We start from the raw sequence: 24,792 nt of genomic DNA on the forward strand, positions 1-24,792 counted from the left end.
GAGCGGGCGCGCTTCGTGGAGGCCGACGTCCTCCGAGCCGCCGAGGTGCTCCCCCGCGAGGCCTTCGACGTCGCCTACGTGAGCCTCGGCGCCCTGTGCTGGCTCCCGAGCGTCGGGCGGTGGGCGGCGCAGGTCGCGGCCCTCCTCCGCCCCGGGGGGCGCCTGTACCGTCTACCCCCGGTTCCCTTGGCTGGTCGAGGCCGACGACGGCCGGTGGCACGTACCACCCGGCCGGCCACGACTCCCCCTGAGCCTCACCCTCCTGGCCTCCAGGCGCTGAGGCTCACTGGCCCCATCACGGACTCGGCCTCTTGGCCTCAGCGGCGGTGCACCAGCGCCCGCCACTCGCCGGTCAGCGGGGCGAAGCTCAGGGCCACACCCGCGCGCAGGAGCCAGTCCAGGACCGCGTCGTGGGGGTCGACGGGCCGAGCGGCCACCACCAACCCGCGGCCGGCGTTGTCCTGCACCACCTCCCACTCGGCCGGCACCGCCACCCCGGCCTCGGCGAGGCGGTCGCTCACCTTGTCCCGGGCGCCGTGCTCGATCCCGAGCGCCACGTGCTCACCGGAACGACGCGACCGCTCCCCCGGCACCCACGTGCAGACCGGGACGGAGTCGACCGGCGAGCGGGAACGGGCGGCTTCGTCGGCGGCCGCTTCCTCGGCGTCGAAGCCCGGCTGCAGGGTCAGCCACCCACCGTCGGGGTCGAGCTCACCCATGGTGGCGAGCACCTCGCGGCGGTCGGCGAACGTGAAGATCAGGATCTCGGGCGGGCGGCGGCGCACCCCTGCAGCGTGCCGCGCCTCGTCGCGGTCCGCACCTCGGGGCACCGAGACGGGCAGCGCCGCGCCCGTCGCTGGGCGATGATGGCGGCTCGCGAGACGGGGGTGCAGATGGCGGTATCGGCCCAGGACCACCAGGCGTGGCTCGACCAGGTGCAGGAGGAGGTCATCGACCCCGAGCGGCCGATCATCGACCCCCACCACCACCTCTGGCGGCGCGACGACATGGACTACTTCGTGGCCGACCTCCACGCCGACACGGGCTCGGGGCACAACATCGTCAAGACCGTCTTCGTGGAGTGCGGCGCCGGCTACCGCACCGACGGGCCCGAGCACCTGCGGCCGGTCGGTGAGACGACCTTCGTGGCCGAGCAGGCGGCCGAGAGCCGGGTCGCCGGCGGGGCCGAGATCGCCGGCATCGTGGCCCGCGCCGACCTGCGCCTCGACCGAGCGCGCCTCGACGAGCTCCTCGATGACCACGAGGCCGCCGGCGGTGGGCTGTTCCGCGGCATCCGCCACGCCGGGGCGCACGCCCTGCACCCCGAGTCCTTCACCATCCCCGGCCGGGTGCCCGCCGGCCTCTACGCCGACCCCGCCTTCCGGGCGGGGGTGGCGGCGCTCGGCGAGCGGGGCCACACCTACGACACCTGGCACTACCACCATCAGAACCAGGACTTCGCCGACCTGGCCCGGGCCGTACCCGGCACCACCTTGGTGCTCGACCACTTCGGCACCCCCCTCGGCGTGGGCCCCTACGCCGGGCAGCGAGAGGAGATCTTCGCCGCCTGGAAGGACGACATCGCCGCCATCGCCGAGCACGAGAACGTGGTGGCCAAGCTGGGGGGCCTGGCCATGCCGGACAACGGCTTCGGATGGGACCGGCGCGCCACCCCGGCGACCTCCGACGAGCTGGTGGAAGCCCAGTCCCGCTACTACCTCCACACCATCGAGTGCTTCGGGCCCGAGCGCTGCATGTTCGAGTCGAACTTCCCGGTCGACCGCCGGTCGATCTCCTACGCCGTGCTGTGGAACGCCCTCAAGAAGATCGCCTCCCCGTTCTCCGAGGCCGAGCGCCACGCCATGTTCTTCGGGACCGCCGCCCGGACCTACATCGTTGACGATCGACCGCGGAGCGTGGCGTGACGCTCGACGCCGTCCGGCCTCAGGCCTCGAAGCGCCCGTAGCCGCCCCGGTAGAACACGAGCGGGCCGCCCTCGCGCCCGACGTCGAGACCCAGCACCCGGCCGATGCAGATCTCGTGGTCGCCGGCGTCGTGGACCGCCTCGATGCGGCAGTCGACCCAGGCCAGCGCGTCGCTCAGCTGCGGCGAGCCGCTCCCGCTGGCGGCTGTCCAGCCGACCCCCTCGAACTTGTCGACCCCCTTGGTGGCGAACTGGCGGCAGAGCGCCTCTTGGTCCTGGTGGAGGACGTTCACGCAGAAGCCGCCAGCCTCGCGGATGCCCGGCCAGCTGCTGGAGCCCTTGTCGGCGCAGAAGCCGACGAGCGGAGGGTCGAGCGAGACGGAGAAGAACGAACCGATGGCCAGGCCCACCGGCACCTCGCCCACCACCGAGGCGATCACGCTGACCCCGGTCGGGAAGTGGCCGAGCACGGACCGGAACACCCCGGGGTCGATCTGGACGGCAGCGGAGTCGTCGGAGAGCGGCTCTTCGATGGGGTCGGGCATGGGGCGAGTGCTACCAGATCATCCGCCGAGGGTCACGGTGAGACCCTCGTAGGCCGCGATGACCTCGTCGACGCCGCACGCGGCGGCTCGCTGGCGCGCGCCCTCGAGCAGCCGGTCGACCATGTCGTCGTCGTGGCTCGGATCGTGGTGGAACAGCACGAGGCGGCGGGCGCCGGCCTCACGGGCCACGGTGACGGCGTAGTCGACCGTGCAGTGGCCCCAGTGCGAGCGCTCGGCCCACTCCTCAGGCGTGTACTGGGCGTCGTGGATCAGCAGGTCGGCGCCGTCGCAGAGCTCGAGCACGCTGTCGGCAACCGAGTGGCTGCCGTCGCGCGGCGACTGGTGGTCACTGATGTAGGCGACCGACGTGCCGTCGCGCTCGATGCGGTAGCCGTTGGTGGGCCCGCAGTGCGGGACGGGCCGGATCTTCACCTTGGTGTCACCGACGACGATGTCGGCGTGGTCGAGGTCGTGGAACACGATCTCGCCCCGGAGATCGGTCGCCTGCACCGGGAAGTAGGGCGGGCGCATGAAGTCGTCGAAGGCCTGCTCGAGGCTGATGCCCCCCTCCTGCACGGGCCCATAGATGTCGAGGCGGGCACCCACGCGGTCGATCGGGGCGAAGAACGGGAGGCCCTGCACGTGGTCCCAGTGGATGTGGGTGAGCAGAGCCGAGCCCCGGAACGAACCGTCGGTGGGCTGCGTGAGGCCCCACGAGCGCAGACCGGTCCCGAGGTCGAGGACCAGGGGCTCCTGGCCGGGGGACTCCACGGTCACGCAGGCGGTGTTGCCCCCGTAGCGGACGTTGCCATCGCACGGGCAAGGCGTCGATCCCCGTACTCCGTAGAACGTGACGTCCAGCAAGGTCCCCCCTCGTGAGGGAGAAGACGCTACCCGCAGGTCAGGCCCTGTTCACCTCGTGTGTCAAGGGTCACACCGTTGCCGGCGCGGCGGGCGCCTGACGGCCACCGGGGCCGAGGATGCCCCGCTGCTGGAGCATGACCTTGAGGTCGTGGGGCTTGGAGGCGGCGCCGAGCGCACCACGCAGGTCGATCTTCCCAGCCTCGATGAGCTTCACCAGCGACTGGTCGAAGGTCTGCATGCCGTAGTACTCGCCGTCGGCGATGATCTCGCCCATCTCGCCCGTGAGCTGCGGATCGACGATGCACTGCTGGATGCGACCGTTGGCCACCATGATCTCGAGGGCGGGGGTCCGACCCTCACCGTCGGTGGTGGGGACCAGCCGCTGGCAGACGGTGCCCTTGATGGTGCCGGCCAGGGCCATGCGGATCTGGTGCTGCTGGTGGGGCGGGAAGAAGTCGACGATGCGGTTCACCGTCTCGGCGGCATCGACCGTGTGGAGGGTCGACAGGACGAGGTGGCCGGTCTCGGCGGCCGAGAGCGCGGCGGCCACGGTCTCCTCGTCGCGCATCTCGCCGACGAGGATGACGTCGGGGTCCTGGCGCATGGCGGCCCGCATGGCAGTGCTGAAGCTGTCCGCGTCGACGCCGATCTCCCGCTGGTTGATCGAGGCCATCTTGTCGCCGTGGAGGACCTCGATGGGATCCTCGATGGTCATCACGTGGCACTCGCGGTTGTTGTTGATGTGGTCGATCATGGCGGCGAGGGTGGTGGTCTTCCCGGAGCCGGTGGGGCCGGTGACGAGCACCAGGCCGCGGTGCTCGAGGGCCAGCCGGCCGATCACGTCGGGCAGGCCGAGGTCGGCGAAGCTCGCCGTGGACGACTGGACCATCCGGAAGATGAGGGCCACCGACCCCCGCTGCCGGAAGGCGTTGGCACGGAAGCGGCCGATCCCGGGCACGGAGTAGGCGAAGTCGACGTCGGCGCTGCGGTCGAAGCGCTCGAAGACGTCCGGGCGCATGATGGCCTGGGCCATCGCAGCGGTGACGGCCGGCTGGACGCTCTCCTCGCCTTCGATGCGGGACAGGGTGCCGTGGACCCGGATCCGCGGAGGTGACCCCACCTTCACGTGGAGGTCGGATCCTTCGGCCTTGGCCAGGGCGGCCAACAGCCCGTCGAGGTACTCGTGCGCCATGTCTTGTTTCATCGGGCGCGGGAGCGCCCGCCTTGAGGGATCCCCCCGGCTCGTCCCCCGACGCGCCCTATGGTCGGACCATGGAGCTCACCCCTCAGCGCGTCAAGGCCAACGGCCTCGAGTTCACCGTCCTCACCGCCGGACCCGACGACGGACCCCTCGCCATCTGCCTGCACGGGTTCCCCGACGCCGCCCACACCTGGCGGCACCTGGCGCCCGAGCTGGCGGCCGCCGGCCACCGCGTGGCCGCCCCGTTCCTCCGTGGCTACGCCCCCACCGACGTGCCTGCCGACGGCCGCTACCAGACCGGAGCAGTGGCGGCCGACGCCATCGCCCTGCACGAAGCACTCGGCGGCGACGCCGACGCCGTGCTCATCGGCCACGACTGGGGGGCCGCAGCCGCCTACGGCGCCGCCGCACACGCCCCGGACCGCTGGCGCCGGGTGGTCACCGCCGCCGTCCCACCATCGGGGGCCCTGGGAGCGGGTTTCCTCACCTACGACCAGCTCAAGCGCTCGTTCTACATGTTCGTGTTCCAGCACCCCCTGGCCGAGATGATCGCCGGCGCCGACGACCTGGCGTTCATCGACCGGCTCTGGGCCGACTGGTCGCCCGGCTACGACGCCACCGAGGACCTCGAGCTGCTCAAGCCGTCGCTGCGGGACCCGGCCAACCTCGCCGCCGCCATCGGCTACTACCGGGCCACCCTCGGCGCCGTCGAGCAGGACCCTGCCCTGGCCGACATCCAGGCCGCGGCGGCGGCACCGACCCCCCAGCCCACCCTCTACCTGCACGGGGCCGACGACGGCTGCGTCGGGGTCGACCTGGCCGCCAACGCCGCCGACTTCCTCCCGGCCGAGGGCAGCCGGGTCGAGATCGTCCCCGACGCCGGCCACTTCCTGCACCTTGAGCGCCCGGCCGTGGTCAACCGGCTCATCGTCGACTTCGTGACCGGTTCCTAGGCCCGGGGATACCGTCGGGGCATGGAGCTGCCCGAGGGCATCGTCGCCGTGGTCAAGCGGGACTGCCCGACCTGCACGCTCGTGGCCCCGGTGCTCGCCTGCATCGACGCCGAGGTCGGCGTCACCGTCTACACCCAGGACGACCCCGGGTTCCCCGACGGCGTTGGCCGGGTGGTCGACGACACCGCCCTCGAGGTGAGCTACCACCTCGACCTCGACACCGTCCCCACCCTCCTGCGGGTGGTCGACGGCCGGGAGGTCGAGCGCACGGTCGGCTGGTCGGCGGAGGCGTGGGGCAAGCTCACCGGAATCTCCGACCTCGGCGACGGCCTGCCGCCCCACCGCCCCGGGTGCGGCTCGAAGAGCGTCGAGCCCGGCGTGGCCGAGGCCCTCGCCGTCCGCTTCGGGGGAAGCGTGCTCCGCAGCCGCCGGGTCGATGTGGCCGAGCTGGAGGACGAGCACGAGGCCATGTTCGAGCGAGGCTGGACCGACGGCCTCCCCGTCGTGCCACCCACCGAGGCCAGGGTGCTCCGCATGCTCGGCGGGACCGACCGCCCGCCCGACGAGGTCGTCGTCGACGTGCCGCCCGACCTGGTGCCGTGCACGGTCGAGAAGGTGGCGGTCAACGCGGTGATGGCGGGGTGTCTCCCCGAGCACCTGCCCGTCGTGCTGGCGGCGGTGGAGGCGGCGTGCACGCCCGAGTTCAACATGCACGGCGTCCTCTCCACCACGTGGTTCTCCGGGCCGGTGGTCATCGTCAACGGCCCCATCGCCGAGGCCATCGGCATGAACTCGGGCATCAACGCCATGGGCCAGGGCAACCGGGCCAACGCCACCATCGGCCGAGCTCTGCAGCTGGTGGTCCGGAACGTGGGCGGCGGCCGCCCCGGTGGCGTCGACAGGGCCACCCTCGGCCAACCCGGCAAGTACACCTTCTGCTTCGCCGAGGCCGAGGAGACCTCCCCGTGGGAGCCGCTCTCCGCCTCCCGCGGCGTGCTCGCCGGTGTCGACGCCGTCACCCTCTTCGCCGGCTCCGGCGTCCAGGGGGTCGTCGACCAGCTCAGCCGGACACCGGAGTCGCTGGCCCGCTCCTTCGCCGCCTGCCTGCGCACCGTCGCCCACCCGAAGCTGCCCATCGCGTTCGACGCCGTCCTCGTGGTCAGCCCCGAGCACGCCCGGGTCTTCGCCGACGCGGGGTGGAGCCGCGACCGGCTCCTCGATGAGCTCCACGGCCTCCTCCAGCTGCCCGGCGCCGAGCTGGTGCGGGGAGCCGGCGGGATCGCCGAGGGCGTCCCCGAGCACCTCGCCGACGCCACCCTGCCGAAGTTCCGTCCCGGTGGGCTGCTCGTCGCCCACGCCGGCGGCGGGGCCGGGCTCTTCTCCGCCATCGTCGCCGGGTGGGCCTCCGGCGATGTCGGCAGCTCGCCCGTGACCCGGCCCATCCACCCGCAGGAGGCAACGTCGTGACCACCACCGTGCTCGACCCCACTGGAGAGCAGGCACCCACCGAGCGGCCGCGCGTCGAGCGCCCGGCGTCGCTCGACGGGCGCACCGTCGGCCTGCTCGACATCTCCAAGCCGCGGGGCGACGTGTTCCTCGACCGGGTGGCGGAGCGCCTCGCCGGCCTCGGCGCCCGGGTGGAGCGCTACCGCAAGCCCACCTTCACCAAGCTGGCGCCGGTCGACCTTCGCCACGAGATCGCCACCACCTGCGACGTGGTCATCGAGGCGCTCGCCGATTGAGGCAGCTGCACGTCGTGCAGTGTGCACGACATCGCCGACCTGGAGCGTCGAGGGGTACCGGGGGTGTTCGTCGCCTCGGACGAGTTCGTCGACGCCGCCGCGACCCAGTCGGCCGCCATCGGGTTCGACGCCGCGGTGGTCTTCGTCGCCCACCCGATCCAGGACCGGACCGACGACGAGATCGTCGCCCTCGCCGATGCCGCGGTCGACGACATCGTCGCCGCCCTCACCGTCACCCCACCGGGTGAGGACGGCGCTCGGACCAGCAGCACGGCGTAGGCCACCCCAGAGCGAAGGCCCAGCACCGAGGACGCAGGGCCTATCAGGGGAGGCGGAGGTCTCCCGTCTCGGCCTGGGCCACGAGCCCGTCGGCGAGCATGCGCGCCACCACCGCCTCGGCCCGGTCCGGATCAGCCGACCAGCCCATGGTGGCGGCGACGTCGGGCGAGGCGACCGGTCCCGCTCGCAGCGCGGCGACGAGGCGGCCGCGACCCTGGCGATCGGAGCCGGCGAACGCGGCCTGGGCGGTGGAGACGCCCGCCGAGCGCTCCACGGGGTCAGGATCGGGCCAGCCCGCCGACGCCCAGGCACAGTGCCGGCGGACCGGACAGGTCTCGCACCGCGGCGACCGGCGACGACAGATGGTCGCCCCCAGGTCGAAGACGGCCTGGCCCCACGCCCACCCCTCCCCCGGGGGCACCAGCTCGTCGGCACGGGCCTGCGCCTCCCGAGGGGTCAGCGGTCGGCCGGCGCCGGCCCGGGCCAGGAAGCGGCCGGCGTTGGTGTCGACGAGGCCGAGGTCGCGCTCATGGGCGAAGACCAGCACCGCCCGGGCCGTGTAGGGCCCGACACCGGGAAGGGCCATGAGGGCGTCGAGGTCGTCGGGCAGCCGGCCGCCGTGCTCGGCCACCGCCGCCGATGCGGCACGGTGCAGGTGCACCGCCCTGCGGTTGTACCCGAGCCCCGCCCACGCCCGCAGGACGTCACCGACCGGGGCCGCCGCGCACGAGGCGGGGTCGGGGAACCGCTTCAGGAACTCGGCGTAGCGGGGCACGACCCGGCTGACCTGGGTCTGCTGGAGCATCGCCTCGCTGACGAGCACGGCCCAGGGGTCACGGGTGCGCCGCCACGGGAGGTCCCGCCGCTCGCGGCGCCACCAGTCCAGGAGGTCGCCGTGCAGCGAAGGGGTGCTCACCGCCCGCCGTCGCCCGCGCCCGACGACGACCGCACGGTCACGGGTGTCACTCCCAGATGTCGTCGCCGTAGGGCCGCTTGCGCTCGGGGCCGGCGGCCCGCTTCCAGATCATCACCTTGCGCCGGAAGTAGCAGACCTCCTCACCGCGCTGGTTGAGGCCCTTGGTCTCCACCGTCACGATGCCGCGGTCGTCCTTCGAGGACGACTCCTTCACGTCGAGGACCCGGGTCTCGGCGTAGATCGTGTCGCCGTGGAAGGTCGGCTTCCGGTGGGTGAGCGACTCGACCTCGAGGTTGGCGATGGCGGCGCCGCTGACGTCGGGCACGCTCATCCCGAGGACGAGCGAGTAGACGAGGTTGCCCACCACCACGTTCTTGCCGTGGACCGTCTCGTGCTCGGCGAACCACTCGTTGGTGTGCAGCGGGTGGTGGTTCATCGTGATCATGCAGAAGAGGTGGTCGTCGTACTCGGTGATGGTCTTTCCTGGCCAGTGCCGGTAGACGTCGCCGACGGTGAAGTCCTCGAGGTACCGGCCGAAGGGGCGTTCGTGGGTCGTCACGCGACCATCCTCCGGCGGTCGCCCCGATGGCGGCAAATCGCAGGCCCGGGCGCAGCCTCAGGAGCCGAGCGCCTCCTGCCAGCGGGCGAGCAGCCCTCGGGCGATCACGAGGCGCTGGATCTCGTTGGTGCCCTCGCCGATGATCATCAGCGGGGTGTCCCGGAAGTAGCGCTCGACCGGGTACTCGGTGGCGTAGCCGTAGCCGCCGTGGACGCGCATCGACTCCGTGGCGATCTCGAAGGCGGCCTCGCTGGCGAAGAGCTTCGCCATCCCCGCCTCCACGTCGGCTCGCTCGCCGGACTGGTAGCGCTCGGCCGCGCTGCGGGTCAGCAAGCGCGCCGCCTCGAGCTTGGTGGCCATGTCGGCCAGCTTGAACTGGATGGCCTGGTGCTCGGCGATGGGCTTGCCGAAGGTGTGGCGCTCCTGGGCGTAGGCCATGGCCGCCTCGTAGGCCGCCCGACCCACGCCAACGGCCCTGGCCGCGATGTTGATGCGCCCGAGCTCGAGGCCGGCGAGGATGAAGTGCAGGCCCCGCCCGAGGCCGTCCTCGCCGCCGAGGAGGGCCTCCGCCGGCACCCGGTGCTCGGTCCAGGTCATCTCCACCGTCTCGACGCCCTTGTACCCGAGCTTGCCGATGTGCGACGTCGTCAGCGAGCCGTGGTCCCGGGGGCCGGGCTCCTTCTCGACCATGAAGCAGCTGATGCCCTCGGGGGTCCGCGCCGCCAGGGCCACCAGGCCTGCCCGCTCGCCGTTGGTGACCCACATCTTGGTGCCGTCGATGACGTAGGTGTCGCCGTCGGGCGTGGCCTTGCACCGCAGCGCGCGGGTGTCGCTCCCGGCGTCGGGCTCGGAGAGCGAGAGGCAGCCCCGGAGGTCGCCCGCGGCCATGGCGGGTAGCCAGCGGGCCCGCTGGTCGTCGGTGCCGTGGCGGGCGATCAGGCCGGCGGCGATGAGGTGGGTGTTGACCACACCCGACAGCGACATCCAGCCCGCCGACAGCTCCTCCACGATGCGCGTGTAGGTCACCACGTCGAGGCCGAGGCCCCCGTGCTCGGCCGGGATGGTGGCGCCGAAGAGCCCGAGCTCGCGCATGCCGGCGACGATGTCGGCCGGATAGGTGTCGGCGTGCTCCATGGCCGAGGCCACCGGGAGCACCTCTCGCTGCACGAAGCGGCGCACGGTGGCGACGATCTCGTCGGCCACCGCCGGATCGGTGGGCTCGATCGGGGCACGGGCGGCGGGCGGCATGGGGCTCGATGCTACGACGGCGGGCGCGGGCGCCCGGTGGCACACCCACCCTCCGCCGCCCGGGTACCGTCCCCGTGGTGCGCCCCTCCCGCCGATCGGTGCCCGCCGCGTGAACGTCCTCGACGTCATCCTGGTGCTGTTCATGGTCGCCGCCGCGGTCGGCGGCTACCGCCTCGGGCTGCTCGCGCGGGCGGGATCGTGGCTCGGCTTCGGCGTGGGGCTCCTGGTCGGTGCCCGGCTGGCGCCGCCGATCGTGCGGACCTTCGAGGGTGTCGGACCGTTGATCCTCCTGATCCTTGCCCTCAGCGTGGTCCTCGGCTTGGCCGTGGTGGGCCAGGCCGTCGGGATGGCCGTCGGCGCCGCCCTCCGCCGCCACGTCCCCCACGGCCCCGTGCGGGCAGCCGACCACGCGGGAGGCGCGGTGGCCGGCGTGGTCGGCGTCCTCGTCCTCATCTGGCTCCTCCTCCCCGCCATGGGGGGGGTCCCGGGCCAGCTGTCCCTGCTCGCCCGCACGTCCTCGGTGGTCGGCTTCGTCAGCGAACGGGCTCCCGCGCCGCCCGACAGCCTCCGGGCGCTGCACCGCATCATCGGCGACAACTCCTTCCCAGAGGTCTTCGTCGGCATGCAGCCGGCCCCGGTCACCGGGCCACCCCCCGACCAGCTCCCCCTCGGTCCCGACGTCTTGGCCCGGGTCGCGTCGTCGACGGTCAACGTGGAGGCGGTCGGCTGCGGTGGCGTCCAGGAGGGCAGCGGCTTCAGCCCCGCTCCCGGCATCATCGTCACCAACGCCCACGTCGTCGCCGGCACGACCGAGATCCGGGTCCTGAAGCCCGACGGTGTGCGCGACGACGCCAGGGTGGTCTCGTTCGACGGCGACCGAGACATCGCCATCCTCGAGGTGCCGGGCCTCGGACAGGACCCGCTCCCCATCGGCACCGCGGCGGTCGGTGACGAGGGCGCGATCTTCGGTCACCCCGGCGGCCAGGACGAGCTGCGGATCGCGCCAGCGGGCATCCGCGAGGAGATCACGGCGGTGGGCCGCGACATCTACGGCCAGGGGCGCATCAGCCGGCAGGTGTACGTCCTTGCCGCCGACCTCCACCAGGGCGACTCCGGTGCCGCCCTCGCCGACCCTGCCGGCAACGTCGTCGGCGTGGCCTTCGCCATCGCCCCCGACCGACCGCAGACGGCCTACGCCCTGACCTCCTCCGAGCTGCGGGCCGCGCTCGACGCCCCCCGCGATCCCGCCACCAGCACCGGATCGTGCCTGCGCTGATGCGGCACCGGTGCCTCTTCGTGGCTGCCGCCCTCGTGCTGCTCGGTTGCGGGGGCGACGGCGACCAGGGCGGGGGCTTCGCCGAGCGGGGCTCCAGGGTCTGCGATGCCCTGCCCATCGACCCCGCCCGGCTCGCCGACCCGGGCGCCGACGATGTCGAGGCGGCACGGGACGCCATCGCCGAGCTGCGGGACCTCGAGCCACCGACCGGCGAGGAGGACGTGATCGCCGGCGCCCTGATGTCGTGGGAGGACTACCTCGACGAGGTGGAGGGCGACGGCCCCGTCGACCGGTGGGTGCTCGACAGCGCCTACGAGGCCCACAACGTGCTCGCTGAGGCCGGCCTCGACACCTGCGCCGCCCACCTCCCCCGCCAGGGCCCACCCGCCGGCTAGAGGTTGCGCTCCGCACCGGTGACGTCGAGCTGGTCGGCGACCCACACCACCGCGTCACGAGCCTCGGGGGTGGACCCGCTCCAGCCCACGGCCACGGCGGTCGTCCCGAGCACGGCGACCCCCTCCATGCGCTGGGCCTGGTCACCACCGAGCACCGCCTCGTCGTGGGTCGTGCGCACCCACGTCCCAGCGTCGGCAGACGACCACGACGCGGCGTCGTCCCCACCGCCGAACGAGGTGTGCCCAACCGCCAGGGCGACGACGTCGCTCAAGGCCACACCCAGGAGCGCCTGGTCCGCCGGGCCGGCGAGGTGGCCGTCCTGCGAGCGCTCCCAGATCGTGCCGGCGAGGCGCCAGGTGACGGCGTCGAGCCCGCCATCGGCTCCCGGAGCCGCGCCCACGGCGACGACAGCGCCATCGAGGCCGGCCACGGCCGACGCCACACCCGGTCCGAGTGGCGTGGCCGACCAGGACCGGAGGTCAACACTGGTCCACGCCACGGCGCCGTCGCCATCCATCCCCACGGCCACCACCCCGTCCGGCCCCAGCGCGAGACCGGCGATGGACCGGCGGCTGGGGCCCCCGAGGCCCTCGGCGGGGAGCCGGCGCCAGGTCCGCCCCTCGGGCGAGGCCCACACCGCCGCCTCTCCCGCTCCCTCGTCGCGCCCGGCGGCAAGGAACGTGTCGCCGACGGCGATCACCGACGTGACCACCTGGCGCCCCGGGGCCGCCAGCTCGGCCACGCCGACCTGCTCCCACCGTCGACCGTCGGGCGACCACCACACGGCGGCGTCACCGCCGTCGACACCGACGGCCACGACGCCTCCGGCCCCCACCGCCACGGCCAGCGCCCGCTGGTCGCCGTCCCCGCCGAGCACGGCGTCGGCGGCGCGACGCCACGACCGCCCGTCGTCGGAGCGCCACACGGCGCCGTCGCTGTCTCCGACCTGCACCGGTCCGACGCGACGGCTGGGGCCCGGGTCGGCGACGACACCGACCGGGGCACGAACCGAGCCGACCGCCACGAAGCCGTCGTCCAGCACGGCAACCGCCGAGAGCCGCTGCTCGCCAGGCGCCTCGAGGGCCGACTCGCCCTCCACCCGGACCCAGGCCGGCGTCGGGCTCCTGACGGGAGGCGGTGCAGGATCCTCGTCGGCACCGATCACCCACACCGCGGCGTCCGGCTCCCCGCCGGAGTCGTCCCACCCCACCGCGATCGCGGTGCCGTCGAGCACGGCGACCCCCGTGACCTGCTGACGCCCGGGCGCACGGAGTCGCTCGGCGTCGGCCCGCTGCCACCGCACCCCATCGGCGGAGCTCCAGACGGCCGCGTCGAGCCCCGACCCTCGTTCCGCCGCCTCGGTGCCGACAGCCACGATCGTCCCCTCGACCCGTGCCACCGCCACCATCTCCTGGCTCCCGTCGCCCCCCAGCACGGCCTCGTCGTGGGGGGCCGGCTCCCACGTCCGGGCCGCGCTCGAGGTCCACGCCGCGGCGTCGACGCCGTCGGCCTCGGCCGTCGACCCAACGACGACCACGAGGCCGTCGCCGGCGTCGACGAGACTCGAGGCGCGCGGTGGGCCAGGGGCGGGGAGCAGGTCGGCACCGGTGGCCGGACCGACCTGCCAGGCGAACCCGTCGGGCGACGCCCAGACCTCCGGCCCCTGGCCCTCGCGCTCCACGAGGGCGACGAGGCCGGCAGCGGCGTCGACCACGCCCACCACGTGGGCCGCGCCCGGCCGCTCGAAGGTCGTCGGCTGGTCGAACGACCGCACCCAGAAGGTGCCGTCGAACGACTTCCACACTGCTCCACCACCCGCGCCCGTCGCGAACGCCACCGGTCCGTGGCCGGTGTCGGCCACGTGCGTGATCGGCGGGCCGACATCCATCTCCGCACGCCGCCACGATCGAGCATCCGTGATCCACGCCGCTGCTGCCCCCCCGACCGACCCGACGACCGCGAAGGCACCCTCGCCCGCGTCGATGTGGGCGATGTGGTTGAGCACGGCGTCAGCAGGGACCGCTCTGCCGAGTGCCAGCCGCGCCCAGGACCCTGTCTCCGTGGCCCCCCACGCCGCTGGCTCACCGTCGTCGAGGCCCACGGCCACCGCCACGGTGCCGCCGGGGTCGGCGGCGACGGCGACCATGCGCTGGTCGCCCTCGTCGGAGAGCACGCCAGGCTCGGCGGCCACCCGCTCGAGGGTCGGCGGTGACGGAGACGTGGTCGTGGGCGATCGGACGGGCGCCCCGTCGGCGGATGTCTCCGCCGGACCGCCGGGAGCCTCGGTGGTGCAGGCTGCCGCGAGACACGCCGCGGCGAGCCCAACCCACAGCACCCGCCGCGTCGATCGCATCCCCCCGACACCACCACCTGCGGCCGCCCGAGGCAAGGCAGGCTCCTCTTGGGACAGATCGCGCGCCCTGGGTACCCTTCGGCCATGACCGCCCCGGACCTCGACGCCGCCGCCTCCGCGGTCGACACCGCCTCGGCGGTCGTCGACGGCGCTGCCCGCCACCTGGCCGCCCAGGGGGGCACCAAGGCCATCGACCAGCACCAGCAGATCGCCTACGACCTGGCCCACGCGGCATCGGCCGTGGAGAGCTCCCGAGCGCTGCTCGACTACGGCGCCAAGGGCGATGTCGAGGCCCGCATCACCTGCGCGTTCGTGGCCGACGCCGTCCACGAGCTGGCCACCCGCCTCCTCGGGCGCGAGGCCGACTGGGGCGTCGAGCCCGGCGCCCTCGACCCGGCCATGGGCTTCGTGCGCGACTTCCGGGCGCCGGCGTTCCTCGCCGACCTGGCCGGCGAGTCGGGCCCCCGCCACCTCGACAGCGACTTCGAGATGGTGCAGGACACCTTCCGTCGCTTCGCCGACCAGGAGATCAAGCCCGAGGCCGAGCACGTCCACCGCACCAACGCCGACGTCCCCGAGAAGATCATCCAGGGCCTTGCCGAGATCGGCGCCTTCGGCCTGTCGGTACCCGAGGAGTACGAGGGCTTCGCCGCCGGTGGCGAGTCCGACTACATGGGCATGGTCGTCGCCACCGAGGAGCTGTCACGCGGCTCGCTCGGCATCGGCGGGTCGCTCATCACCCGGCCCGAGATCCTCACGCGCGCCCTCGTGCGCGGCGGCACCGAGGAGCAGAAGCAGCAGTGGCTCCCCAAGCTGGCATCGGCCGAGGTCATGGCCGCCGTGGCCGTCACCGAGCCCGACTACGGCTCCGACGTGGCCAACCTGAAGGTCACCGCCACCAAGGTCGACGACGGGTGGGCCATCAACGGCGTCAAGACGTGGTGCACCTTCGGCGCCCGCGCCGACGTGTTCATGCTCCTCGCCCGCACCGACCCCGACAAGTCCAAGTCCCACAAGGGCCTGTCGCTGTTCATCGTCCCGAAGCCCCGCGGCGAGGGCCACGGCTTCGAGTTCACCCAGGACGGCGGCGGCAAGATCGAGGGCCGCGCCATCGACACCATCGGCTACCGCGGCATGCACTCCTACGAGGTCGCCTTCGACTCCTGGGTCGTGCCCGACGACTGCCTCATCGGTGGCGAAGACGGCCTGGGCAAGGGCTTCTACTACCAGATGGAGGGCTTCGAGAACGGCCGCCTCCAGACCGCGGCCCGGGCCGTCGGTGTGATGCAGGCGGCCTACGAGTCGGCCCTCCAGTACGCCGACGACCGCACCGTGTTCGGCCAGCCCGTCGCCGCCTACCAGCTCACCCAGGTGAAGCTGGCCCGCATGGCCGTCATCATCCAGGCCGCCCGCCAGTTCTCCTACGCCGTGGCCAAGATGATGGCCAAGGGCGAGGGTGCGCTGGAGGCCTCCATGGTCAAGGCCTACGTCTGCAAGGCCGCCGAGTGGGTCACCCGCGAGGCCATGCAGATCCACGGCGGCATGGGCTACGCCGAGGAGTACGACGTGAGCCGCTACTTCGTCGACGCCCGGGTGCTGTCGATCTTCGAGGGCGCCGACGAGACGCTCTGCCTCAAGATCATCGCCCGCCGCCTCGTGGAGCGTGCCGAGGCGTCCTAGACATCCCCATCACCGAGTGTGCCACGAGCTCCCGTCACATCGCTCTGATGCGCAGGTACCTTGCGAGGCTGGGAAGGGAACGGCTCACCATCCAGGCCATCGTCACCAGCGTGAGCCAACGGATCTGTCGATACATGTCAGACCCTCTTCATCAGGAGCTTCACGTGATCGACAAGGTCGTTGGGCTCCTCGACCCCGGGGGGCTCGGGCGCCTCCAACGTCTCGGCCGCCGATCGGAGCGCGTGAGCGAGGTGGGTCCGGATCACCGACCACAGGTCTCGGGCCTCTTCGGAATCGCGGAGCTCCTTCAAGGCCTCTACGACGTCGTCGAAGTCCTTGACGCCCGAACGGGCTCCGACCACGTAGCCCAACGCCCACGCCAAGAGAACGCCCATGACCCTCCATCCTGTGGTCTCGGACGAGGATAGGCTACGGCGGACCCCGACGGGGAGGGCCGGAGGCGCCGACCTGATGCACAGGTTCGAGTTCGACACCACGGCGTCGTTGATGTCCTTCGAGGCGCGGTCCACCGTGCACCCCGTCTGCGGGGACGCCGCAGGCCTCGAAGGGTGGATCGACGTCGACCTCGACGGTGGCGCGTCCACGATCAGAGCCGGGCTCCTCGAGATCCCGCTGGCTCAGCTGTCGTCCGGGAACGCGATCTACGACGCCGAGCTCCGGCGTCGTCTCGGTCTCCGCCGGCATCCGATGCTCCGGGCTGAGCTGACGAGCTGGACGCCGAACGGCGAGCAGGGCACGTTCCTGGTCCGTGGCGACGTCACCTTCCGCGGGGTCACCCGCACCGAGGGGGGCGAGATGGCGGCGCTCATCCAGGACGACCGCACCGTCGTGCTCGAGGGCGTCCGCGTCTTCGACATCCGCGACTACGGGATGAAGCCGCCGCACCTGCTGTCGCTGCGGATGCACCCGGAGGTGAAGGTCCGAGTCGCCATCATCGGGCGCCGCATCGACTGACCTCCGGCGGCCAGGTTCAGGTCGCAGGGATCGGGGTCGCGTAGAGCTGCAGCTCGACGCGGACGTCGGGGTAGATCCGGAGCATGAGCAGGCTCGGCGAGTCGACATCGAAGTCGCGGATGTCGAAGACGTGCTCCCCGACGACGGTCAGTTCACCTCCGTCGCCGATCTCGACGCCGACGGTACCCGAGATCCGGCGAGTGAGCCCGTGGAACGCGAGATCGCCCTCGACCTGATAGCGGTCGGTGCGACCGATCCGGGAGACGTTCTGGAGCGCGAGCGTCGTCGTGGGGTGCAGCTTGGCGCCGATCCGTCGCCGGAGCTCAGCGTCGTACACCGAGTTGCCCGAGCTGAACGACAGCAGCTCGATCGACAGGCACGCTTCGGGCGCCGCGCCCTCGAGGTCGATGGCGCCGTCCTCCATGCTCACCACCAGCGCGCCCTGCACACCTGTCGTGCCGAACGCGATCGGGCCGACGTTCGAGCGGGCCTCGATGAGCACCGCCGACTTACCCGGCGTGACCTCGAAGCGGCGTCGTTGTGCGTTGGTCACGTGGCTCCCGGCCGACCAGGAGGAGCGTTGTCCATCGTGACCGGCACCGTGAGTGTACGGCGTGTTCGCCGCTTTCCCCGCTACCCCCAGGGGGCGAGTCGGCCCTCGCCGGCGAGCAACGAGGCGATCACGTCCGGTTCGGCAGGTCGGGCGAAGTAGTAGCCCTGGCACTGATCGCAACCCATCCGGACCAGGGCATCGCGCTGGATCTCCGTCTCAACGCCCTCGGCGAGGGCCACGACACCCAAGGCGTGCGCCAGGTCGACCACCGCGGCCACCACCGCCGTCGACCTCGGGTCGGACTCCGCGAGCCCGTCCATGAACCCCTTGTCGACCTTGATGACGTCGATCGGGTAGCGACACAGGTAGGCGAGCGACGAGTACCCCGTACCGAAGTCGTCGATGGCGATGCCGACGCCCAGCGTCTTGAGCCCCAACAGCGCTTCCAGGAAGAACTCGGCGTCGTTCATCAGCACGCTCTCGGTGATCTCGATGTAGAGGCTGCTCGCGCGCAACCCGCTCTGCGCCAGCGCGGCGGCGATGTCGTCGAACAGCTCGACGCGCCTGAGCTGCTTGGGCGAGACGTTCACGCACAGCTTGAGGGGAGGACGCTCGGGATGCATCGCCTCCCACTCCGCCGCTTGACGGCACGCCTCGGTGAGCACCCACCCGCCGAGGGCCACGATCTGGTTCGTCTCCTCGGCGACGTGGATGAACTCCCCTGGGTCGAGGAGGCCGCGCTCCGGGTGCTGCCATCGGACGAGCGCCTCGACGCCGACCACGAGGCCCGTGGCCGTCTCCACCTGCGGTTGGTAGAGGAGCCGGAGCTGCCCGCCGGAGATGGCCGCCCGCAGCTCGTTGGCGATCGCCAGGCGCTTGCTGGCGCGGAGATGCATCTCGGAGTCGAAGAGCTTGAACTGGCCCTGCCCTGCCTCCTTGGCCCGGTACATGGCCAGATCCGCGTTGCGGAGGAGCGTGTCGGGTGTGATGGGCCGTCCGGAGGCGATGGCGATGCCGGCGCTGGCCGTGATGACGCTCTTGTGCTTGCCTCGGAGCGAGATCGGCTGAGAGATCACGCCGAGGATGCGCTCGGCCACGTCGATCCCCTCCTCTTCGCTCGACAGGCCCTCGCAGAGGACGATGAACTCGTCGCCGCCGAACCGCGCGCACGTGTCTTCGGGACGCAGGACCTCCTCCAGCCGACGGGCGACGTTGATGACGAGATCGTCGCCCGTCTCGTGGCCAAGGCTGTCGTTGATGAGCTTGAAGTTGTCGAGGTCGAGGAAGATCAGCATGATCAGGTTCCCGTGCCGTTGCTGGCGGACCAGTGCGCGCGCGAGCCGGTCCATCAGGAGGCTGCGGTTCGGCAGGCCGGTCAACGCGTCGTGCAGCGCCTGGTGGGACAGCTCGTCCCTCGACGTGGCCCGCTCGGCGACCCGTCCGAGCTGGTTGGCGCCGTCCCACACCATGGTGACGAGCGTCGGGTCGGGCTCGCTCTGCCCGAAGAACTGGAGCACGGCCACCGGTTCCGTACCGACGACGATCGGCAGGGCGATCAGGGTCCCGAGGCCGGCGTCGGCCATCGCCTGGCCCCAGCGGCCCCCATCCGGTCCACCGGCCGGTGCCACGACCGGACGGCCGGTGTCGAGTGCCCGGGCCAGCGAGCCCGAGAGCGAGGGAGCGGTCGTCGGAGGGGCGTCGACCAGCGCTCCGTACCTCGACGGGTCCGTCGTGTGGACGTCCCAGCTCGGGGCGACCAGGCCGTCTTCGATGAACAGGACCTGGCCGACCGGCCAGCCGGTGTGGAGGCAGACGTCGAGCACACAGCTGCGAAGGGCCTGCTCGAGGTCGGCGGCCTCGTTGGCGGCGACGGCGATCCGACGGAGCAGCTCGAGCAGTGACGCCTGGTCGCGGAGCACCTCGGCCGCACGCTTGCGATCGGTGACGTCCTGCGCCACGCCGCGGAGGCCGGCGTGGCCGGCGACGGACTCGGCCCGGCTGTACACCCAGCCCGTCGATCCGTCGGGGAGGTCGATGCGGTACTCCTCCTCGAGCCCGCGCGGGGAACCGAGCGCTGCCTGGAGCGCCGCTGTGAAGGAGGAGCGGTCCTCGGCATGGAGGTGTTCGAGGTACGAGGTCATCGTCCCGTCGAAGGCGTCGGGGTCGAGGCCGTGGATGCGATACAGCTCGTCGGAGATCTGCATCGCGTCGGTCGCCGCGTCCCACAGCCACAGGCCGACGTGGGAGAGCTCCTGGGCCTCCTGCATGCGGAGCTCGGCCTCGGTCAAGGTCGCTTGCGCGAGCCGCTCCTCCGTCAGGTCGCGGGCCATGATGATGCCGCCCTGCCCGCCGTCGACCGGGAGCATGGTCACCATCATGGCGACGCTCGAGCCGTCCTTCCGTCTCCCATCGGCGCTGACGCGATGGATGCGCTCACCGTCGAGGGTGCGCGCCACGAGCGACCCTTCGAACTGGTCGACGGGGTCCAGCATCGTGGCGTCCCTGCCGATCGCCTCCTCGCGTGCATAGCCGAACATCCGGGCGGCGGCCGTGTTCCACGTGCGGATGACCCCGCGGTCGTCGAAGGCGATGAACGCATCATGAGCGGCACCGCTGAGCTCACGGAAGTCGGGGTCGTCCGAGAGCCGGTGTCGCCGTCGCTCCGGGTCCGACTCGATGTGCATCCCACCTCCACTCGCCGACGCCGCATGCGGAGCGCCGTGAGGTTGACACGGAAGTCGAGAAACCCCTACCCACCCTACGTGACCATTCGCCTTCGACGGCGAAGCAGCACTGGCATCCCGGGCGATGGCGTAGGAGACCAGGGCACCGAGGGACACGCCGACCGCCAGGACGGCCGAGAGCAGCCCGGGCGAACACCCCTCGGTGCGCGATGCTGTCGCCATGACGGGGGCCGCAGCGGCCGAGGAGGCGATGGCGGCCGCCGACGAGGCGTTCGGCCGCTCCGACCTGGAAGCAGTGGTCGCCCACCTCTCCGCGGCCGTCCGGGGCTTCACCACCGCCGGTTCGCCCCGGCAGGCCGCCATGGCATGCGTCAACCTGGGTGAGGTCTACGGCAGCTTCATGGGCAACCTCACCGCCGCGCGGGCGTGGTTCGTCCGTGCCCGGCGCCTGATCGGCGACGAGCCCGACTGCGTGGAGCAGGGCTGGGTGGCCGTCGCCGCTCTCGGCTGCGACGTGGCCGACCCGGACGAGCTTCTGGCGGGCGCCGAGCTCGCCCTCGACCGTGCCCGGCGCTTCGGTGACGTCAACCTCGAGACCAAGGCACTGGCCGACGGGGGCCTCGCCCACGTGCAGGCGGGCAGGGTGGCGGAGGGGATGGCGCTCCTCGACGAGGCCATGGCCCTGGCGTGCGGGCCGGCCGACAACCGCGACGCGACCGGGAAGTCGGTGTGCTCCTTCTTCACCGCCTGCTACCACGCGGTCGACTTCGACCGAGCCGAGGCGTGGGCCGGGCCTCTCCGCGAGCAGGGCCTGATCGGCTTCACCGCGGGAGCCCCGATCTTCCTCGCCAGCCACTGCGAGAGCGTGAGGGCCACCCTCCTGTGCGAGCTCGGCCGATGGGGCGAGGCCGAGGCCGTGCTCGAGCGGGCCATGGCCGACTTCGAGGCGGCGATGGCCAGACCCAGCTGGCACCCGGCGATCGCCCTCGCCGACCTCCGTGTCCGGCAGGGACGGCTGGCCGACGCCGAAGCGCTCTTGCTGGGGCGCGACCAGGCCATCCAGGCCCTGCTGCCGACGGCCCGGCTCCACCTGGCGCGGGGTGACCACGACCTGGCGCGCGCCGCCGCGCGACGCGGCCTTCGGGTACTCGGCTCCGACCGCCTCCGCGCCGCGGAGCTCCTCTCGGTGCTCGTGTCGGCCGAGCTTGGGAAGGGCGACCTCCACGCTGCCCGGCTCGCCTGCGAGGACCTCTGCGAGCGGACGGCCACCCTGACGATCCCGGCGTTGCAGTCCAGAGCTGTCGCCGCCCGGGCCCGGGTCGCCGCCGCCCTCGCCGAGGGGAGGGACGAGGCCGTCGAGGACCTCGAGGCGCTAGCCGACCGGCTGGACGCGAGCCGGAGCCCGTGGGTGCGCGCCACCGTGCTGCTGGAGCTGGCCCGCCTTCGCGAGGAGGCAGGCGACCTCGCTGGCGCCGTCATCGACGCCAAGGCGGCCGCCGCTGCTCTCGCGACCCTCGACGTGGTGCTCCCACCCCAGGACCGTGCGCTGCTCGAGCGCCTCGATCATCGAGCACCCGGTGGGACCCATGCCGTCACCGCCTCCCTCGCCCCCGACGGCCGGTGGTTCGTCGCCGCGGTAGCAGGTACGGCGGTACGGCTGCCCCGCACCAAGGGGCTCTGCTACCTGGTCGAGCTCCTCGCCAACCCGGGGGTGGAACGCCACGCCCTCGACCTGGTCGACCGCGTGGAGGGGGTGGAGCCGACGGGCGGTGTCGACCGGCGCTCCCTCGGTGACGCCGGCGCGCTGCTCGACGGCCGGGCCCGCAACGCCTTCCGGCACCGGCTGGAGGCCTTGAGCTCGGAAGTGGAGGAGGCCCTCGACCTGGGCCGGCTGGACGAGGCCGAAGTCCTCCAGGCGGAGCGCGACCAGATCATCGGCCAACTGGCCCAGGCCTTCGGTCTCGGCGGCCGCGAGCGGCGGGCCGCCTCGGCTGCCGAGCGGGCCCGCCTCAACGTCACCCGTGCCCTGCGCGCCGCCGTCGTCAAGCTCGTCGATGCCCTCCCCGAGGCCGGGCCGGCGCTCGACCGCGGGGTGCGCACCGGCATGTACTGCGCCTACGAGCCGTCCGACGACGACGTCCGCTGGATCGTTCAGCCTCGAGTGAACGGAACCGGGGCAGCCTGAACGCCATCAGGGCATGGAACCCATGCAACCGACAGTGGACGAGATCGCGGCTGGCATCCACCGGATCTCCACCTGGATCCCCGAAGTCACCCCGGAGGGGTTCACCTTCAACCAGTTCCTCGTCACGGGCGAGGAACCGCTCCTGTTCCACACCGGACCCAGGGGCATGTTCCCGCTCGTGGCCGAGGCAGTGGCCACGGTGCTACCCGTCGAGTCGCTGCGCTGGATCAGCTTCGGCCACGTGGAGTCCGACGAGTGTGGCGCCATGAACATGTGGCTGGCCGCGGCTCCGCATTCGGAGGTCGCCTACGGCGGGCTCGGGTGTGACATCTCGCTGAACGACCTGTGCGACCGCGCGCCGCGCGTGCTCGCCGAGGGCGAGGTCCTCGACATCGGCGGCAAGCGCCTCCGCCAGATCTCCACACCCCACGTCCCCCACGGATGGGAGGCCCAGGTCCTCTTCGAGGAGACCACGGGGACCCTCCTGTGCGGCGACCTGTTCTCCCAGGTGGGCTCCGGGCCGGCCCTCACCACAGGCGACATCCTGGAGCCCGCCATGGCCGCCGAGGCGATGTTCGGCGCCACCTGCCTCGCACCGCACACCGGCCAGGTCCTGCGGGCCCTCGGCGACCTTGAGCCCACCACCCTCGCCGTCATGCACGGCTCGTCGTACCAGGGTGACGGCAGGACCAGCCTCCACGGCCTCGCCGATGCCTACGAGGCGTTGATGGCGCCCGCCTGAGCGGCCGCTCCCGGGGGTCAGACCTGGTCGAGGAAGTCGAGGAGCACCCGCAGCGTGGTCTCGGGCTGGTCGGTGAAGAAGACGTGGCTGGCGTCGGGGAGCAGCTCGAGACGGGCGCCGGGGATGGCATCGGCGAGGATCTTGGCGTTGGCCGGGTCGACGAGGCGGTCCTCGAGGCCGTGCACCACCAGCGTGGGCACCGCGATGGTGCCGAGGCGAGAGAAGGTGCCGGCGTGTTGGACCACGCCCGCCACCTGGTTGCTGTAGCCCTCGGGGGAGGTGGGGTTGGCCAATCGCACCGCGACGTCCTCGTCGATCCGGGAGCGGGGGGTGCCCGCGGCGTAGACGAACGGGACCGCGACCTCTGCCGCCTCGTCGGCGGACATGGTGGCCCGCGCCATGACCATCTCCATGGCCTCGGGTGAGAGCGGCGCGGCCTCGGCGCCGCCGGGGGTGGTGCAGCCGAGGACCAGTGACGCCACGCGCTCCGGCCGGGTGAGCACCAGCTCCTGGGCGATGACGCCGCCCATCGAGGCGCCCACGACGTGCGCGGCGCCCACGCCCGCAGCGTCGAGCACCGCCGCGGCGTCGCCCGCCATCGTCTCGATCGTGTAAGGGCCCGCGGGGACCCCGGTCCGGCCCACGCCCCGGTTGTCGAAGCGAATGACGCGGTAGCGCTCGGCCAGGGCGGGCTCGAGGCGGTACCACATGTCGGAGGGGTAGCCGAGGCCCTGGATCAACAGCACGGGGTCTCCCTCCCCGCGCTCGTCCCACCAGATCTCGGCGTCGTCTCGCTGGACCACAGGCATGTTCGCTCCTTCAGGTGGTGGGGGGCGCGGCGCGGCGCGGCGGCCCATTGGTGGGTCCCAGGTCGTTCCCGGCCCGAGTCGAGGCAACGAGCGGCTGGCCCCGCCGCCGGCCGGGCGTCTCCGAGGGGCGTCGGCCGGCGACCGACGCCGCGACCCCTGCGCCGAGGAGCCGCCCGACCCCGAGGAAGCCGGCAAGCGCCGACGGGTCGAGGTCGGCGACCGGGCCCCGGTACACGACCTGGCCGACCTGCATCACGTTGGCAGTGTCGGCCAGCTGCAGGCCGAAGGCCACGTTCTGCTCGACGAGGAGCATGGTGACGCCCGAGGCCGCCACGGTCCGCAGGGTGGTGAAGAGGTCCTCGACCACGAGTGGCGCCAGGCCGGCGGACGGCTCGTCGACGAGCACCAGCGTGGGCTCCGACATGAGGGCACGGGCCACGGCCAGCGAGGCCTGCTCGCCCCCGGACATGGTGCCGGCCACCTGTTCGCGCCGGTCGGCGAGGATCGGGAAGCGGTCGAGGACGTCGGCCAGCACCGACGGGTACCGGGCCCGGTCGCGCCGACGCAGCGTGTAGGCCCCGAGGCGGAGGTTCTGCTCGACGGTGAGGGCGCCGAAGACCTGCCGGCCCTGGGGGACGTGAGCCATGCCCAGCTCGACGCGCTCCTCGGCGCTGGTGGTGGTGATGTCGCGGCCAGCGAAGCGCACCCGGCCCGAGCGAGCCGGCACCACACCGGCGAGCACCTTCATGCAGACCGACTTGCCAGCGCCGTTCAGCCCGAAGATCCCCGCCACCTCGCCGCGCCGCACCGTGAGCGACACGCCGTGCAGCACCGTGGTGGCGCCGAACCCGGCGACCAGGTCATCGACCTCGAGGAGCTCCTCTGGCTGGGTGCCTCCCCCATCCGTC

Annotated in this window: 23 protein-coding genes; 10 read left to right on the plus strand and 13 right to left on the minus strand. The window is 72.5% G+C overall.

Annotated elements, in window-relative coordinates; all coding sequences use genetic code 11:
- Positions 1-317: 317 nt before the first annotated feature.
- Entirely contained in the window at positions 318-785 is a 468-nt protein-coding gene (locus VMN58_04460) for a hypothetical protein (protein HUF32446.1), read from the minus strand.
- A 9-nt stretch (positions 786-794) separates the two neighbouring features.
- On the opposite strand from VMN58_04460, the gene VMN58_04465 reads away from it, so the two are divergent.
- Positions 795-1,925 carry an amidohydrolase family protein gene (locus VMN58_04465; protein ID HUF32447.1) on the plus strand — a complete coding sequence of 377 codons (1,131 nt, stop codon included), beginning with the start codon at positions 795-797 and terminating at the stop codon, positions 1,923-1,925.
- Positions 1,926-1,944: 19 nt separating this feature from the next.
- Here VMN58_04465 and VMN58_04470 read toward each other — a convergent pair whose 3' ends face one another.
- From VMN58_04470 to VMN58_04480, 3 genes are all read right to left on the minus strand, one after another.
- Positions 1,945-2,469 carry a flavin reductase family protein gene (locus tag VMN58_04470; protein HUF32448.1) on the minus strand — a complete coding sequence of 175 codons (525 nt, stop codon included), beginning with the start codon at positions 2,467-2,469 and terminating at the stop codon, positions 1,945-1,947.
- Positions 2,470-2,487: 18 nt separating this feature from the next.
- Positions 2,488-3,333, minus strand: coding sequence for an MBL fold metallo-hydrolase (locus VMN58_04475; protein ID HUF32449.1), 846 nt, complete (start codon positions 3,331-3,333; stop codon positions 2,488-2,490).
- A 67-nt stretch (positions 3,334-3,400) separates the two neighbouring features.
- Entirely contained in the window at positions 3,401-4,525 is a 1,125-nt protein-coding gene (locus VMN58_04480) for a PilT/PilU family type 4a pilus ATPase (protein ID HUF32450.1), read from the minus strand.
- Between the two features lie 80 nt (positions 4,526-4,605).
- Here VMN58_04480 and VMN58_04485 point away from each other — a divergent pair, with 80 nt between their 5' ends.
- Genes VMN58_04485 through VMN58_04495 form a run of 3 tightly spaced genes read left to right on the plus strand, consistent with a single transcriptional unit; the run spans position 4,606 to position 7,508 of the window.
- Positions 4,606-5,487, plus strand: a complete 882-nt coding sequence (locus VMN58_04485; protein HUF32451.1) for an alpha/beta hydrolase — start codon at positions 4,606-4,608, stop codon at positions 5,485-5,487.
- 21 nt (positions 5,488-5,508) lie between these two features.
- Positions 5,509-6,954 (plus strand): thioredoxin family protein, encoded by a 1,446-nt coding sequence (locus VMN58_04490; protein HUF32452.1) that lies wholly within the window; start codon positions 5,509-5,511, stop codon positions 6,952-6,954.
- Positions 6,951-7,508: a UGSC family (seleno)protein gene (locus tag VMN58_04495; GenBank protein ID HUF32453.1), complete on the plus strand. Its 558-nt coding sequence runs from the start codon at positions 6,951-6,953 to the stop codon at positions 7,506-7,508. Before VMN58_04490 ends, VMN58_04495 begins: the two co-directional genes overlap by 4 nt.
- 43 nt (positions 7,509-7,551) lie before the next feature.
- Here VMN58_04495 and VMN58_04500 read toward each other — a convergent pair whose 3' ends face one another.
- From VMN58_04500 to VMN58_04510, 3 genes are read right to left on the minus strand one after another with little or no spacing between them, the layout of a single operon-like run.
- On the minus strand, positions 7,552-8,424 hold the full coding sequence (locus tag VMN58_04500; protein HUF32454.1) for an A/G-specific adenine glycosylase: 873 nt from the start codon (positions 8,422-8,424) through the stop codon (positions 7,552-7,554).
- Between the two features lie 46 nt (positions 8,425-8,470).
- Positions 8,471-8,983, minus strand: a complete 513-nt coding sequence (locus tag VMN58_04505; protein ID HUF32455.1) for a MaoC family dehydratase — start codon at positions 8,981-8,983, stop codon at positions 8,471-8,473.
- Between the two features lie 57 nt (positions 8,984-9,040).
- Positions 9,041-10,231, minus strand: a complete 1,191-nt coding sequence (locus VMN58_04510; protein HUF32456.1) for an acyl-CoA dehydrogenase family protein — start codon at positions 10,229-10,231, stop codon at positions 9,041-9,043.
- A 109-nt stretch (positions 10,232-10,340) separates the two neighbouring features.
- On the opposite strand from VMN58_04510, the gene VMN58_04515 reads away from it, so the two are divergent.
- The gene (locus VMN58_04515; protein HUF32457.1) at positions 10,341-11,507 is read left to right on the plus strand and encodes a MarP family serine protease; all 1,167 of its coding nucleotides are present in this window, start codon (positions 10,341-10,343) and stop codon (positions 11,505-11,507) included.
- The gene (locus VMN58_04520) at positions 11,495-11,902 is read left to right on the plus strand and encodes a hypothetical protein (GenBank protein ID HUF32458.1); all 408 of its coding nucleotides are present in this window, start codon (positions 11,495-11,497) and stop codon (positions 11,900-11,902) included. The genes VMN58_04515 and VMN58_04520 overlap by 13 nt, the downstream gene beginning before the upstream one ends.
- Here the strand turns inward: VMN58_04520 and VMN58_04525 are convergent.
- Positions 11,899-14,094 (minus strand): hypothetical protein, encoded by a 2,196-nt coding sequence (locus tag VMN58_04525; protein ID HUF32459.1) that lies wholly within the window; start codon positions 14,092-14,094, stop codon positions 11,899-11,901. The two genes, VMN58_04520 and VMN58_04525, sit on opposite strands and share 4 nt — an antisense overlap.
- A gap of 246 nt (positions 14,095-14,340) precedes the next feature.
- On the opposite strand from VMN58_04525, the gene VMN58_04530 reads away from it, so the two are divergent.
- Entirely contained in the window at positions 14,341-15,936 is a 1,596-nt protein-coding gene (locus VMN58_04530) for an acyl-CoA dehydrogenase family protein (protein ID HUF32460.1), read from the plus strand.
- Between the two features lie 137 nt (positions 15,937-16,073).
- Here VMN58_04530 and VMN58_04535 read toward each other — a convergent pair whose 3' ends face one another.
- Positions 16,074-16,331 (minus strand): hypothetical protein, encoded by a 258-nt coding sequence (locus tag VMN58_04535; GenBank protein HUF32461.1) that lies wholly within the window; start codon positions 16,329-16,331, stop codon positions 16,074-16,076.
- Between the two features lie 76 nt (positions 16,332-16,407).
- Here VMN58_04535 and VMN58_04540 point away from each other — a divergent pair, with 76 nt between their 5' ends.
- Complete coding sequence (locus VMN58_04540; GenBank protein ID HUF32462.1) at positions 16,408-16,911, plus strand: YceI family protein; 504 nt, start codon at positions 16,408-16,410, stop codon at positions 16,909-16,911.
- Between the two features lie 16 nt (positions 16,912-16,927).
- On the opposite strand, the gene VMN58_04545 is transcribed toward VMN58_04540, so the two are convergent.
- Positions 16,928-17,464, minus strand: coding sequence for a YceI family protein (locus VMN58_04545; protein HUF32463.1), 537 nt, complete (start codon positions 17,462-17,464; stop codon positions 16,928-16,930).
- Positions 17,465-17,544: 80 nt separating this feature from the next.
- The gene (locus VMN58_04550) at positions 17,545-20,148 is read right to left on the minus strand and encodes an EAL domain-containing protein (GenBank protein ID HUF32464.1); all 2,604 of its coding nucleotides are present in this window, start codon (positions 20,146-20,148) and stop codon (positions 17,545-17,547) included.
- A 220-nt stretch (positions 20,149-20,368) separates the two neighbouring features.
- On the opposite strand from VMN58_04550, the gene VMN58_04555 reads away from it, so the two are divergent.
- Both VMN58_04555 and VMN58_04560 read left to right on the plus strand, forming a co-directional pair.
- Entirely contained in the window at positions 20,369-22,333 is a 1,965-nt protein-coding gene (locus VMN58_04555) for a hypothetical protein (protein ID HUF32465.1), read from the plus strand.
- Between the two features lie 22 nt (positions 22,334-22,355).
- Complete coding sequence (locus tag VMN58_04560; protein ID HUF32466.1) at positions 22,356-23,075, plus strand: MBL fold metallo-hydrolase; 720 nt, start codon at positions 22,356-22,358, stop codon at positions 23,073-23,075.
- Positions 23,076-23,092: 17 nt separating this feature from the next.
- On the opposite strand, the gene VMN58_04565 is transcribed toward VMN58_04560, so the two are convergent.
- Together VMN58_04565 and VMN58_04570 are read right to left on the minus strand one after the other, a co-directional pair.
- The gene (locus VMN58_04565) at positions 23,093-23,884 is read right to left on the minus strand and encodes an alpha/beta fold hydrolase (protein ID HUF32467.1); all 792 of its coding nucleotides are present in this window, start codon (positions 23,882-23,884) and stop codon (positions 23,093-23,095) included.
- Between the two features lie 10 nt (positions 23,885-23,894).
- The coding region (locus VMN58_04570) for an ABC transporter ATP-binding protein (protein ID HUF32468.1) at positions 23,895-24,792 on the minus strand (898 nt) is incomplete at its 5' end.

This window comes from Acidimicrobiales bacterium (assembly GCA_035512495.1).
Lineage (GTDB): Bacteria > Actinomycetota > Acidimicrobiia > Acidimicrobiales > CADCSY01 > DATKDW01.